This window comes from Providencia sp. PROV236 (genome assembly GCF_033676985.1).
Taxonomy (GTDB): Bacteria; Pseudomonadota; Gammaproteobacteria; order Enterobacterales; family Enterobacteriaceae; genus Providencia; species Providencia manganoxydans.
Genome location: NZ_CP096297.1, coordinates 1,991,778 through 2,004,346 on the forward strand (window position 1 = coordinate 1,991,778; position 12,569 = coordinate 2,004,346).

Annotated in this window: 15 protein-coding genes; 8 read left to right on the forward strand and 7 right to left on the reverse strand. The window is 35.7% G+C overall.

Annotated elements, in window-relative coordinates; genetic code table 11:
• The first annotated feature begins 36 nt into the window (after nucleotides 1-36).
• Both M1E96_RS08810 and M1E96_RS08815 read left to right on the forward strand, forming a co-directional pair.
• On the forward strand, nucleotides 37-426 hold the full coding sequence (locus M1E96_RS08810) for a nuclear transport factor 2 family protein (protein ID WP_272580044.1): 390 nt from the start codon (nucleotides 37-39) through the stop codon (nucleotides 424-426).
• 192 nt (nucleotides 427-618) lie between these two features.
• Nucleotides 619-1,316 (forward strand): IS1 family transposase gene (locus M1E96_RS08815; protein WP_104872948.1). Its coding sequence is split into 2 segments (ribosomal slippage): nucleotides 619-868 and nucleotides 868-1,316, totalling 699 coding nucleotides; the frame shifts between segments, so codons are not numbered across the junction.
• Between the two features lie 6 nt (nucleotides 1,317-1,322).
• Here the strand turns inward: M1E96_RS08815 and M1E96_RS08820 are convergent.
• Nucleotides 1,323-2,705, reverse strand: coding sequence for a methyl-accepting chemotaxis protein (locus tag M1E96_RS08820; RefSeq protein ID WP_369427499.1), 1,383 nt, complete (start codon nucleotides 2,703-2,705; stop codon nucleotides 1,323-1,325).
• Between the two features lie 361 nt (nucleotides 2,706-3,066).
• Here M1E96_RS08820 and M1E96_RS08825 point away from each other — a divergent pair, with 361 nt between their 5' ends.
• Both M1E96_RS08825 and M1E96_RS08830 read left to right on the forward strand, forming a co-directional pair.
• Nucleotides 3,067-3,405, forward strand: coding sequence for a GlpM family protein (locus M1E96_RS08825; RefSeq protein ID WP_272580048.1), 339 nt, complete (start codon nucleotides 3,067-3,069; stop codon nucleotides 3,403-3,405).
• Between the two features lie 126 nt (nucleotides 3,406-3,531).
• On the forward strand, nucleotides 3,532-3,957 hold the full coding sequence (locus M1E96_RS08830; protein ID WP_319066484.1) for a hypothetical protein: 426 nt from the start codon (nucleotides 3,532-3,534) through the stop codon (nucleotides 3,955-3,957).
• 177 nt (nucleotides 3,958-4,134) lie between these two features.
• Here the strand turns inward: M1E96_RS08830 and M1E96_RS08835 are convergent, their stop codons facing one another.
• Both M1E96_RS08835 and M1E96_RS08840 read right to left on the reverse strand, forming a co-directional pair.
• Nucleotides 4,135-4,917, reverse strand: coding sequence for a class I SAM-dependent methyltransferase (locus M1E96_RS08835; protein WP_272580049.1), 783 nt, complete (start codon nucleotides 4,915-4,917; stop codon nucleotides 4,135-4,137).
• A 106-nt stretch (nucleotides 4,918-5,023) separates the two neighbouring features.
• Nucleotides 5,024-5,512 (reverse strand): N-acetyltransferase, encoded by a 489-nt coding sequence (locus tag M1E96_RS08840; RefSeq protein ID WP_272580050.1) that lies wholly within the window; start codon nucleotides 5,510-5,512, stop codon nucleotides 5,024-5,026.
• Between the two features lie 150 nt (nucleotides 5,513-5,662).
• Between M1E96_RS08840 and M1E96_RS08845 the strand changes: the two genes are divergently transcribed.
• Nucleotides 5,663-6,007: a DMT family protein gene (locus M1E96_RS08845; protein ID WP_070928479.1), complete on the forward strand. Its 345-nt coding sequence runs from the start codon at nucleotides 5,663-5,665 to the stop codon at nucleotides 6,005-6,007.
• A 91-nt stretch (nucleotides 6,008-6,098) separates the two neighbouring features.
• Here M1E96_RS08845 and M1E96_RS08850 read toward each other — a convergent pair whose 3' ends face one another.
• Nucleotides 6,099-7,250, reverse strand: a complete 1,152-nt coding sequence (locus M1E96_RS08850; protein WP_070928425.1) for a histidinol-phosphate transaminase — start codon at nucleotides 7,248-7,250, stop codon at nucleotides 6,099-6,101.
• Between the two features lie 260 nt (nucleotides 7,251-7,510).
• Between M1E96_RS08850 and M1E96_RS08855 the strand changes: the two genes are divergently transcribed.
• On the forward strand, nucleotides 7,511-8,014 hold the full coding sequence (locus tag M1E96_RS08855) for a DUF1543 domain-containing protein (RefSeq protein ID WP_272580051.1): 504 nt from the start codon (nucleotides 7,511-7,513) through the stop codon (nucleotides 8,012-8,014).
• Nucleotides 8,015-8,065: 51 nt separating this feature from the next.
• Here the strand turns inward: M1E96_RS08855 and M1E96_RS08860 are convergent, their stop codons facing one another.
• Nucleotides 8,066-8,428: a hypothetical protein gene (locus M1E96_RS08860; RefSeq protein ID WP_070928420.1), complete on the reverse strand. Its 363-nt coding sequence runs from the start codon at nucleotides 8,426-8,428 to the stop codon at nucleotides 8,066-8,068.
• A 444-nt stretch (nucleotides 8,429-8,872) separates the two neighbouring features.
• Here M1E96_RS08860 and M1E96_RS08865 point away from each other — a divergent pair, with 444 nt between their 5' ends.
• Nucleotides 8,873-9,250: a hypothetical protein gene (locus M1E96_RS08865; protein WP_272580052.1), complete on the forward strand. Its 378-nt coding sequence runs from the start codon at nucleotides 8,873-8,875 to the stop codon at nucleotides 9,248-9,250.
• A gap of 50 nt (nucleotides 9,251-9,300) precedes the next feature.
• Here M1E96_RS08865 and M1E96_RS08870 read toward each other — a convergent pair whose 3' ends face one another.
• Together M1E96_RS08870 and M1E96_RS08875 are read right to left on the reverse strand one after the other, a co-directional pair.
• Nucleotides 9,301-9,675, reverse strand: a complete 375-nt coding sequence (locus M1E96_RS08870; RefSeq protein WP_070928416.1) for a hypothetical protein — start codon at nucleotides 9,673-9,675, stop codon at nucleotides 9,301-9,303.
• A gap of 412 nt (nucleotides 9,676-10,087) precedes the next feature.
• On the reverse strand, nucleotides 10,088-10,324 hold the full coding sequence (locus M1E96_RS08875) for a DinI-like family protein (protein WP_070928414.1): 237 nt from the start codon (nucleotides 10,322-10,324) through the stop codon (nucleotides 10,088-10,090).
• 643 nt (nucleotides 10,325-10,967) lie between these two features.
• Between M1E96_RS08875 and M1E96_RS08880 the strand changes: the two genes are divergently transcribed.
• Nucleotides 10,968-12,434 carry a sodium:alanine symporter family protein gene (locus M1E96_RS08880; protein WP_140182698.1) on the forward strand — a complete coding sequence of 489 codons (1,467 nt, stop codon included), beginning with the start codon at nucleotides 10,968-10,970 and terminating at the stop codon, nucleotides 12,432-12,434.
• The last annotated feature ends 135 nt before the right edge of the window (nucleotides 12,435-12,569 follow it).

Sequence of the window (12,569 nt, forward strand, 5' to 3'; positions counted from 1 at the left end):
TCCAGTAAAAGAGATAATTAATAAGAGGAAAATCTAATGAGTAATTTGACATTAGTTCAGCGAGCATTAGTTAGTGTATTAGGGAATGATATAGGTAATCTTAGCGCTATTGAACAATATTTCTCACCCGATTATATTCAAATTGTTGATGGAAAAAAAATTGATTATACAGAGTTTGTAGCGCATCTTAATGCATTAAAGAATGCTGTTGAGAGCATTTCTATTACAATAAAATCGATTGCTGAAGGTGATGGGTGTGTACATACCCAGCATATTGCTTGTGCTAAAAAGAAAAATGGAGAAATCAGTGAATTCGAAGTTTTTGCTTGTTTCCATCTTTCAAACAATAAAATTGTTCGCTGTGAAGAGCTAACGCGTATGATTAATGGCAAAAAAGCAGATGAAGATCTCGGCTCCCGAATTTGAATATTCATTGTAGGTAAAAGTTAAGGCTATATATTTATAGCCTTCTATACTCGTCATACTTCAAGTTGCAATTTTGTTGACTACGTTCATTCGCACCAGTCACGTACTTATGTACGCTCCTAGTGATTCATGGGTCATGTATTCAATCCGGTGATTAACCTGTAATATAGGGTAATTTATCGGAGAATATTCATGGCTAAAGTCGATGTAAGGTGCCCATTTTGTCAACAAACGCCCCCAGTGAAAAAACATGGATTAGGTAGCACTGGTCATCAACGTTATCGTTGCCAAGATTGCTGCCGAAGCTTCCAACTCGATTATAAATATCGTGCTTGCCAACCCGGAACTAAAGATAAAATTATCGACCTCACGATGAATAATGCCGGTATTCGTGATACTGCTAGGGCCCTTCATATCAGCATTAATGCGGTTGTTCGTACTTTAAAAAACTCTCGCCTAGACAGGTAACCTCTTTACCTCTTGATAATCTGCACATTGAACTCCTTTGCGAGGTCGATGAACAGTGGTCTTTTGTGACTAATAAGAAGCAACAACGCTGGCTTTGGTATGCGTGGGAGCCCCGCCTAAAACGGATTATTGCTCATACGTTTGGTCGTCGAAACAAAAGGACTCTTCGCCAGTTACTGGCTTTACTGTCTAGGTTTAATGTCGCTTTTTGGTGCACGGATAAGTTCAGTGCTTATGAGATATTGCCCAAGCAGAAACATGTAGCAAGTAAGTTTTATACGCAACGAATAGAAAGAGAGAATTTGAATCTGAGAAACCGCTTGAAGCGCCTTAACCGTAAGACGTTAGGTTACTCGAAGTCACCTGAAATGCATGACAAAATTATCGGGACATTCATTGAACGTGAACACTATCTATTATGATGATCTCTATATTGAATACACGACCATATTGTCATTAGCATCAGCTGCGAGTTGAAAACAATGGTGTATTTTCTCATTCGAGTTATCGATTAGCGTTTTAATTTCTTTAGAGGCTTGGTTGCAACTCATAGAAAGCTCACGAACCTCATTGGCGACAACAGCAAATCCTTTGCCGTGTTCACCAACACGTGCCGCCTCCACGGCAGCATTCAACGCCAATAAATTTGTCTGAAAAGCAATATTGTCTATAGTAGAGGTGATTTTGCTAATTTCTTTTGAAAAATCAACGATATCATCCATATTCTCGACAACATCTGAGATCAGTTCATTACTTTTATCAATGGTAACTCCTGTTTCAACCATTAGTTGGCAAGATTCGTGGGTATGAGCACTATTAAGTTTGAAAGAAGAATCTAATTCTTCGATACTCGCTGCTGTTTCTACAATCGCAGCGGCTTGCTGATCTGCGCGAATTGACAGGTCTTGATTCATTTGAGTAATGTCGTTTAATTCATTTTTGATGTTGTGTGTATTGGAGTAAATATTTTGAACGATCTCGATTAGCTTATTTTGCATATTAGAAACATGCTGTTTGAGTGATTTAATTTCTGCTAGCCCTTTATTATCAAAATGATGATAAAGAATACCTTGGCTTACTTTTTCGATGCCATCGATAACCTGATTTAAAGGTCGTACAAATAAATATTGTAAAATAAAGCGAACTAACAGAGTAATAAAGGTAAGAGTAATAATAACCGCAATAATACCGATAATGCTTTGTTTATATAACTGTTCGCTAGCAGCAGAAATTTGATGATAGCTTTGGTTTAATTGTTGGTGATAGTAGTTAAGATTCAGTTCGAAGGTATCTTGAAATTTTTGAGTAGGTTGATTCAGAAAATCGTAGGTCTTTCCTTGCACCAAAAAACTTGAAAGTTCCATTAATGCTGCTTGTAACTCGGTATAGCTTTGAGCTAACTCACTAAATAATAATTCACTTTTATTTTGTGATAGTTGAGCGAAATTTTTCCATTGCAAATCAGCCCAATCAATTTTTTCGTGGAACTGTTTAATCAAACTATCTATGTCAGTATTTGCAGTTTGCATTTTATTAATGACTAGCAAATGCCGAGAACTGGCACGATTTAAGGTATTACGTGCCTGTAATAGTGATTGCCATGTTTCGTTCAAAGCTGATTGTTCTTGGTATATGGCATCCAGTTTACCAAGGGTTGTTTGGTAGTTTTTGAGGTAACTAAAGAATAACCAGCATGAAGAGAGTAATAATACAATCAATAATCCAGATAAAAGCCAAACTAGAGTTGTTGTTTTAAGACCCGAAGACCGGAAAAGCGATAATTTAAATTTTTGTGATATATCGGACATCATTTATTATTTCCTTTCATACTGTCGGTAACATGTTTATAACATGCATAAGTAAACCACTTATTAGATATAAGGTAATAACTAGCTAAATCAGATAGTTGGTATATACCTTATAACAGTCATACAGAAGTCAGGCGTAGGGACTAATCAATGATATCGGCAGCTACGACGTATACTTTATGTTCAAATCAATATTAATCTAAATTAATGCTAATGATTCATTTGTCGTATTAATGGTAATTATTTGTTTTTTAGCGTGAATTGATTTAAAACGTAGGTTATTGAGATAAAACTAGCGTGCTGATAGTCTGAGTCTTTTTAAGGGTAAGAATATATTGATTCTGATGAGAAACTTGAGACAACTATGATTACTCTCTTTTTAAAGTGTTTGTTAGGTGCTGTGGCCGTTTTGGTGATTGCTATCTTATCAAAGAGTAAGCTTTTTTATATTGCCGGTCTGATCCCTTTATTCCCAACATTTGCGTTGATTGCTCATGTGATTGTTATTCAAGAACAAGGTGCTTTAGCATTACGTAAAACCGCATTATTTGGTCTGTGGTCATTAATTCCTTATCTGTTGTATTTAATTACCGTATATTTTCTGGCAACCAAAGTATCGGCATGGTTGTGTTTAAGTATTGCTACTGTGAATTGGGTTTTAGCAGCGGCAATACTGATCTACTTTTGGCAATTATATCAATAGGTTTAGTTATTTTATAATGACGTAATTGGGACGAAAATAAATCGTTAACCAATCTCTGTATGGCATATCAGTAAATGACTATTTTTCTTGTCGCATTTTGTTACAATTTAACTATAATGTGTTAGTGTGGATTTTATCAATATTACCGTGGGAAATATGCTACTAAGAAGCCTTGTGCTGTTACTTATTGTTGGTGGTGCCTATATTGCTGGCATAATGACAAATATGGCTAAAGTATCAGAGATAGATACTAAAAAGAAAATAGAGAACTCAGTTGAGGATTTTCTTGCTTACCCAACCGCAGCAGAGTATCGGAATGTTAATTACCATGTATTAAGTCAATCGGATAATGGCGAAGAAACGGGATATTACTGTGGTGAGGTTTATGGTTTTAAAAATGAACTCCCCTATGGTTTTAAACGTTTTATTGTGAGATATCATAAGAGTTCAGTGGGTAAAACCATGGTATCAATTCCTTTTGTCGAAGAGGTTGATGATATTATTCCAGTGGAGCAATTTGAGGTTGTTTGGTCTCGATATTGCCAAGAATAAATTTAAAAAGTTAAGATTGTACTCATCATACTTCGAACTGCACAGGTGTTGACGACATACAGCTTGCCGAGTCATATAATTTATCTATGCTCACCGCGACTCTCTTCATTCGTTGCCTATCTGCCACTCGAATTATTTAGTGTAGAGTTTTAAATATAATTCACCTTAATTTATTATTTATGCGACCTTAATGGCTAATGTAGCTAAAAAAGTCGGTAAGTAGTTATCGATAATAAAACGTGGGTTAGGTTGCCAGTCTTCAAGGAAACCTGCGATATTAAAGCCTACATTTATTTGTCCACCAATTAAATCTGTGAGTGAATGACCAAAAACAAACGCTTCTTGATTTTGATGCTTCAGCATAATTTGTTGTTCAGTGAGATTTTCTAATTCAGAAAAAGGCATTTTGTAGGCTGGTTTGATTAAACCTTGTTCACTGAATTTTGGGTCTCTGTCACCAACAAAAACAATGGGGTTGAAAAAACTCGAAAGTAGTCTGCCATTTTTTTTCAATATTCGATAACATTCACGCCATACAGGGGTGACATCGGGTATATAAAGGTTTGAAATTGGATGGAAAATCAGGTCAAAGCTAGTGTCTGCGAATATATGCAGATCACGCATATCCCCCTGTATGGTTTCCAATCTTAGGTTATCACGAATAGCAACTTGTTGATCTTGTGCCAATTGTTGCTCTGAAAGGTCAAAAACAGTTACATCTGCCCCCGCAGCTGCCAATATAGGGGCTTGTTGTCCACCCGCTGAGGCAAGGCATAAGATTTTTTTCCCTTTAACATCCCCCAACCATTGTTTATCTAATGGAGAAGGGGTTAGGTGTATTTGCCATTCACCTTGTTTGGCTTTTGTAATAGTGTCAGCATCAACAGGAATTGACCAAGCTTGCTGCTGTTGAGCTTGCTTATCCCATGCTTTTTGATTTGCAGTTAAAAAATCCGTCATAAATTAGTACTCATTAATACATTATTTATTTAATGTAACTCAATAGACAATAAAATAAAAGAAAAATGTACTATCTGGTACATATGGCGTAGGGTAAATTACAATACTATCCTTTTACTAAGTAATAACCGGTGCCAGCAAAGCTAAACTCAGCGATTTCTTGCATACCTAATTTTTGATGTGCTTTTAGAGAGCGGATATTATCTATGTTAATAAAAGCAACTGGACTACCCGTTTGCTGAGCGCAAATTGCATCATATAGCGGTTTAAGCATGTTTTTTCCTCGATAGGCCGCATCGATACAAACGGGCCCATAAAACCAGCTATTATTTATTTCCGTTTTAAATTGCTGAGTAATATATTGTGCTAACGGGGGAAGAGCGCTACTTTTTACATCAAAGCTGAAAACAACACCAACAATATGGTTGCGTTCATAAGCGATAATAACGCGCAACGAATTAGCAAACATACTTTCAACTTTATTTAGTGGAAATTCACCTAATAATCCCCCGCCTTGTGATTGTGCATTGCGCTGTAGTAGATGTGTGACTTCTTCACAATCGGTCATTTTCATTAAACGATACTGAAACGTCATGTAACCTCCCTAGATACGATAATATTCGCCAAGCCTGAGAGAGATAAAACTAAAGCAAGATTTTATCAAGAAAAGAAAGCGTGAATTGTGGTGAATTTTACTTTTTTTATCGCCATAATAGCGAAACGATTGACCACTATGTATATCAAAATGCTTGCTAAATCTTATCCTATTATACTGTTAGTTATTTCGAATGTTTTTATGATGTTTGCGTGGTACGGCCATTTAAAATTTACAGATAAACCGTTGTACAGTGTTATCTTCTTTAGTTGGTTAATTGCTTTCGTTGAGTACTGCTTTGCTGTTCCCGCTAATCGCCTTGGTCATCAATACTATAGCGCCGCAGAATTGAAAACGATGCAAGAAGTTATCACGCTTTGCGTATTTGTCATATTTTCTGTGCTCTATTTAGGGGAAAGTATAACTATTAATCATATTATTGGCTTTATTTTGATTTTTGCTGGTGCATTTTTTATTTTTAAAGGGCCTTTTTGATATTTTACTTTTTATGATTTGCGATACCCTCTATTCTAGAGGGGATACAAGTTGACCCCTTGTGCAAAGCCACAAGGGGAGATAGTTATTTTTAGATCCAACCCTTCTCACGGAAACGCTTTAATACCACAACAAATTGTTCCATTTCTTCAGGTGTTCCTAATGTAAGACGGCTCCAACCCAATGCAGGAGGGAATTCTCTTCCAACCATAATATGCGCTTCTGCCATTCTTTTTTGGTAGGTTTTCACGTCACCTTTCACCTTATGGAAGATGAAATTCGCCTGTGATGGTGCATAAGCAATATTTAACTCATTGAGCGCAGATTTCACGATATTTCTTGAAACATTATTTGATTTCAAGCTATATGCAATGAAAGGCTTATCTTGTAATGAGGCCAGAGCTGCAACCGCTCCTGCGGTATTGGTATTATCTAAAGGAAGAAACTGATCAATTGCAGCTACGACTTCCGGAGCTCCAATACCGTAACCAACACGTAAGCCAGCTAATGCAAAAATTTTTGAGAAAGTGCGAGTAACAAGAAGGTTCTTTTGCCCTTGTTTTACTTGTTCTATTGCACTGGTGAATTGAGGGTCTTCGACAAACTCAGCGTAGGCTTCATCAACAATAAAAAATTGTTTATCAGACGCCTTTGTCATCCATTGATTGAGCTTACTGGAAGGGGTGATCATTGCTGTTGGGTTATTAGGGTTACAAATATAAATGATGGATAGTCCATCGAATTGGTCAGCCAACTGTTCCATCTTGTGTAAATCGAAAGAAAAATCCTCTTTTAAAGGGACTTTGCTGATCTTGATATTTAGAGGAATTGAGTAGAGCTCAGCGTAGTTAAAAGTGGGATCTGGTGTGACTAATTGAATATTTTGATTTTGTTTGCGAGCTTGTGCAGCCAACATAGCAATAGCAGCTTGAATGGTTTCTGAAGAACCATTTCCTAAAGTAACATGTTGTTCTGTCAAGTTATAGTGGTCACCGATATGGTTGATGAGTTCAGCACGTGCACTATCTGGGTAGCGAAAGGAACTCGGCAATGCAGCAATAACGGCTTGCCGTGCTTTGGGGGACATACCGAGTGAATTTTCATTAAAGTTGAGTAGTAACGGGTGTTTTTCATCAATAATCATCGCTGTTTTTGTTTCTGCGATGGCTTGATTAAGTAAATTGCTTGCAGCTAGGCCACTCATAATCATTGAGCTTGTTTTTATAAATGTACGACGATCCATAGTTTTCCCTGAGAGCTAAGTAGATTAAAAATGATAATAATGTAAATATTTATTTATTAAAAGTGAATTTATATTCATTTAATGATTTTTTTGATATTTTTAAAAGGAAAATAAAGCTAAATTTTTATCTATTGCATTGAACTACAAGATAAAAATTTCATTACAGATGTGACTAAAACAGTGCATAGATTGTGCTTTTAATTCACATGGTTATATAATAAATTATATATCGAAATTAAATAATAAATTGGAAAAAACAAATGAAGTTATATATGTTTTATGTGGGTGGTAATGCTGGCAAATCCAATATTGAAGTACATGATATCCAATTTGTGGTGGTACATCAGCCAACAGATGCATGGCCTGCATTGCGAGAAGCTTGGTTTGGAGATAAAGATAAAATTCATATCGATGGTTATGCAATCATCAATTGGGTAGATGGGTATCGAATTGAATTAAGCAAAGAGCCTGCAGCTCATCAGCAAAAATTATATTTTGTGAATGTTGGAGGCTATAAACCTTCAAAGTTAGCTGAATTGCATGAATTCGATTTATTTGTTGCAAATACGCCAGCAGAAGCAAAACAAAAAGCGATCGATACATTATTGGTTGATAGCCAGCAGCAGCATAAAGATAATTTAAAAGATGTTGATGATTGTGTGTTACTACATCAAGTTAGTGATTATTATATTCATTTAATAGAACAGCCAAATGGCGAGCATTTTAAACCGGAGTGGCAGGGTTACCAACCGATAGGTTTTTAAAATAGCACGTAGCTAATCATAAAATAGGGCAGGTTGGCTGCCCTGAATGAGTTATTGATTTTGAGGTAGAGTATTATTACCCGTTATTTCAACAACCGAAACGTGGACAACATACTGTTTACCACTTTCAGCTTTTGGTGCATCAAGTGCGATTTTTTTCAGTGCTTCATCTGGCTGGGCTGTTTGCAAAGAAGTTGAATATTGCATAGCGCCATTATGCATACCGTAGTGGCGACCTGAAGCATTATAATGGCGGCTGTCATTACAAGGTCGATTATCATAGGACTGGGCATTGTTTTGGTAACCTCCTCGATGCCAAGTTCCATCACAATTGTTGTTACCATGATATGCGAAAGAAGAAAAACTCACAGCGAAAACACTTGCCGCAATAAATAGAGGCTTTAGATATTTCATAATTATTCTCCTATTGACTATCTACTAATTATTATTGTGGCTGTTTTATTTATTATTTCAATTCTATTTACTCAAATAAAAGAATAAAACATGATTTAGCCATGAAGTACTCACTATTTCATCACAATGAAAAATATTTGTTTCAAATTTTGAATTAAAGTTAATTTTAAGATTTATTTAAGTGTTAATGTGCTTTATTGTTAATATTTAATTCATTTTGATTAAAATATCATACATTAATTAATGCATTTTTATTTATTAAATAATATCTGATTTAATTTGGTTATTAGATACCTATGTAAATAAAATAATATCGAAAAAACTATAGCTGTCATTATGATAGGGTGCTTTGAGGGAAACATTTGACTCATTTTGTTCACTTAATTTTAAAAAATACCGTTATAATTACACTTAGTAGCTAAACGCACAGATAAGGATTATGACTTGAAACGTGTAAAGACTAAGTTATTGATTATTTTATTGATTGTGGCAGCAGGTTTTGCATACCAATACACAATCACTATCAATGATACTGATATCCAAAAAATGGCTCAGCAGCTTGTTGAGCAAAAATTGTCATCATCGCAACAGAAAATCTTTTTCAAAAATGTCGCCGTGGTCAAACGTAATCAGTATAAAGATGGGGAGGGGGTTCGTGTGTGCGGCTCTTACCAAGTAGGGGAGTCTGGCACGATTTTGCCTTTTGTTGCTAGCGTTGATGTACGTGATGGTAAGTTCTCAGGTCATAATCAATTATTATTGAGCGATACACCAGAAATCGAGGCATCAATCATCAAAATATGCCAAGAAGAAAAATCATAATGCATTATGCTGCCCAGCCATTAGTCTGGGCATCATTTGTTAAAGTCGCGCTATTTTGTTTTATTCAATAATAGCTCAGTTTGGATCTTACAGGCTGAGATTGAATCATTTAGCGATTTGGTAAATTCATCGTGGTTTTTAAATTTACCTTTGCTATCACGAACTGCTTTGATGGCAACATCTAAATTCTTTTGCAAATCAGCTTCATTTATCTCTAATTTCGCGAGATCAACTTGTTTGCTCTTCAGTTGGCTTAGAGCGCTGGATGTTAATTCATTGCTGCTTTTATCTGAATCATAAGCATCATTCAGTGCTTTTCCAGTGATATCACAATAATCAATAGCAGTTTGGCTAATGTTTAGTGGTTCATTAGCACCCATTGCGATAACAGGTGCAAAGCATACAGCAAGTAAAAGACGTTTCATGACAGTACCTCTAGTTTTACACTAAATGAGTATTAACTTTATCGTGTATTGAAGTGAGACTATAGCAGAATTGCCTGAAAAGATGAGGTTTTAAGCCATATTTCGCATTTTGAAACAAAAAAGAGCCAGTAAAAATACTGGCTGCCATAAATAGCAAAGCAATGTAAATGAAAATTACGTTATATAATTTATCATATAACGGTGGAAGGTAAAGCTGTTTTGGCAGCAAAATGCTAATTAATTATGCTAAGGCTGATCTTGATCAGAAATAAGGTCAGTCAAAAATTGGCAAGATAAAAGAGATAAAATGTGACCAGTATTTGATTAATAACCGATCACATATTAGATAAGTTTGTTATCTTTCAATCAATAAGATGATTGTTGATACATTTTCATGGGTGGCTAGTGTGGATTATTTTGACCAGTGACCATGTTTTAAAACATCTTCAACCAGCTCATGCAACACGACATGTGCTTCTTTGTCGTCATGAAATCCACTGGTTTCAAATGTGGTGGCACCTGAATCATGAATAATATATAAATCGCTACCAGGGTATACTTCTAGGACTCTTGCTCTTAGCTCAGCAGTGAATGCATCATAGGATTTTTGGGATACAGTATCATCAGAGATTTTAATGGTGATTTTCATTTTTTAACCTTCAGTAGGATCACAATTTAGTTGTAAAGTTTATTGTGATGTATAAATAGAAGCAATGCTTATTTTTCAATAGTCATTTTTTGATGAGGTGAAAAAATAATCGATTTGTATGTTTTAAACACAGTAAAAATGTATAAGTGAGTAATGTTAATTTATCAGTTAATACATTTAAAATATGTAAGCCGCTAGTCTATCAATTTTATTAGTAGAGTGCTTAAGCTTAATAATGAAAGTAACGCTATTTACTTTAGGTATCATATAGAAATTAATCTCGTGTATGAATATCAAATTCTACTTACAACATTTTAATGTAATCAAGTGATTAATAATTTGTCTTCTTAGATGATAAATATATAATCCATTAATATTAATGGTTATTTTTTATCCCAATTATGAGAGCATATTAGTTTTTTTAATAAAAAAATTGATAGTAATTATCTAAAACTAAAAAAATGTTTTACATAAAAGATAAAAAAATATAGTTTTAAGATTCTTTGTTTTGTATTTAATTACGCTTCCTATAAAAGATGAGTTTCTATAATCATCCCTGTGTTATTTCAGGCGAAACATAGTGAAAACTATCATTGGTGAAACAATGATCTTTATTTGTATATTATAAAATAAGGGGAACAGTTTGGTCGAATTTATCAACTATCTAAACAATGTAGTCTGGGGCTCACTACTCATTTACTTGTTACTTGGTGCAGGCATCTATTTTACTTTTCGTACAGGTTTTATTCAAATCCGTCATTTTAGTCATATGTTTGGTATCTTAAAAAATAGTAATCAAACAAATAAAGCAGGTATCTCTTCCTTCCAAGCTTTATGTACTAGCTTAGCGGCAAGAGTGGGAACCGGAAACCTAACGGGGGTCGCTATTGCGATTACCGCTGGTGGACCAGGGGCAATTTTTTGGATGTGGGTTGTTGCTTTACTCGGTATGGCAACTTCCTTTGTTGAATCAACACTAGCGCAACTTTATAAAACGAAAGACGACCAAGGTAATTATCGTGGTGGGCCCGCCTATTATATGCAAAAAGGACTAAATCTGCGTTGGATGGGGGTTTTGTTTTCGATATTCCTTATTATTGCATTTGGCTTAGTATTCAATGCGGTGCAGGCAAACTCAATCGCACAGGCTACTGCTGTAGCATTTGATTTTAATCCTCTCTATGTGGGTATTGCTCTTGTGATCATGAGCGGTATTGTTATTTTCGGCGGATTAAAATCAATTGCAAAGGTTGCTGAATTAGTTGTACCAGTTATGGCGCTAGCTTATTTAATATTGGCGTTTTGGGTTGTCGGGCATCATGTCGAACGTTTGCCTGAGATTTTTACACTGATCATTCGTAATGCATTTGGGTTGCAAGAGGCTGCTGGTGGCGCTATTGGTTATGGCATCGGACAAGCGATGACGCAGGGGATCCAGCGGGGCTTATTTTCTAACGAAGCGGGGATGGGATCTGCACCAAATGCTGCCGCTTCAGCTGCACCTTATCCACCGCATCCGGCCTCACAAGGCTATGTACAAATGTTGGGTGTTTTTATGGATACTATTGTCATTTGTAGCGCTACTGCAATCATTATACTCTCTTCTGGTGTGTTGGATAACCCAACGGAAAAAGTGAATGGCATTGAGCTAACTCAACTGGCTTTGTCATCAGTTGTTGGTGGGTGGGGGGCAACATTTGTTGCTGTGGCGATATTCTTTTTTGCCTTCACTTCGATCATTGCTAATTATGCCTATGCTGAAAGTAATATGATCTTTCTTGAAAATAATCATACTACAAGCTTATTTCTCTTGCGTTTAGCAGCTCTCGGAATGGTGATGTTTGGGGCATTAGCTGAAATGCCATTAATCTGGAAGATGGCTGATTTATCGATGGGGCTAATGGCAATTACCAACCTCATTGCGATCCTATTACTCTCTGGTATCGCGTTTAAATTGGCTAAAGACTATAACTTGCAACGAAAAGCAGGAAAAATACCGACCTTTGATATTGAGCAGCATCCTGAATTGAAGATCCAAGTAGAAGAAGGAATTTGGGAAAAAGAGCAACTCAAGCAATGGGTATCTAAAAAAGCGATTCAAGAATCATAAAAATTGATTTTCGGCTGATAATACGTAGCAGGGAAAATACGTTTTTATCCCACATCATCAACAATTTGAGGTCACCAAATGAGGTGGCCTTTTTACTAAGATCTTCCCTAATAAAATTGTCATTCTATAAACACT

What these genes read in the sequence shown, in the direction of transcription:
- M1E96_RS08810 (WP_272580044.1), top strand. Translation starts at nt 37, where the DNA reads ATGAGTAATTTGACATTAGTTCAGCGAGCATTAGTTAGTGTATTAGGG.
- M1E96_RS08820 (WP_369427499.1), bottom strand. Translation starts at nt 2,705, where the DNA reads ATGATGTCCGATATATCACAAAAATTTAAATTATCGCTTTTCCGGTCT.
- M1E96_RS08825 (WP_272580048.1), top strand. Translation starts at nt 3,067, where the DNA reads ATGATTACTCTCTTTTTAAAGTGTTTGTTAGGTGCTGTGGCCGTTTTG.
- M1E96_RS08835 (WP_272580049.1), bottom strand. Translation starts at nt 4,917, where the DNA reads ATGACGGATTTTTTAACTGCAAATCAAAAAGCATGGGATAAGCAAGCT.
- M1E96_RS08840 (WP_272580050.1), bottom strand. Translation starts at nt 5,512, where the DNA reads ATGACGTTTCAGTATCGTTTAATGAAAATGACCGATTGTGAAGAAGTC.
- M1E96_RS08845 (WP_070928479.1), top strand. Translation starts at nt 5,663, where the DNA reads ATGCTTGCTAAATCTTATCCTATTATACTGTTAGTTATTTCGAATGTT.
- M1E96_RS08850 (WP_070928425.1), bottom strand. Translation starts at nt 7,250, where the DNA reads ATGGATCGTCGTACATTTATAAAAACAAGCTCAATGATTATGAGTGGC.
- M1E96_RS08855 (WP_272580051.1), top strand. Translation starts at nt 7,511, where the DNA reads ATGAAGTTATATATGTTTTATGTGGGTGGTAATGCTGGCAAATCCAAT.
- M1E96_RS08860 (WP_070928420.1), bottom strand. Translation starts at nt 8,428, where the DNA reads ATGAAATATCTAAAGCCTCTATTTATTGCGGCAAGTGTTTTCGCTGTG.
- M1E96_RS08870 (WP_070928416.1), bottom strand. Translation starts at nt 9,675, where the DNA reads ATGAAACGTCTTTTACTTGCTGTATGCTTTGCACCTGTTATCGCAATG.
- M1E96_RS08875 (WP_070928414.1), bottom strand. Translation starts at nt 10,324, where the DNA reads ATGAAAATCACCATTAAAATCTCTGATGATACTGTATCCCAAAAATCC.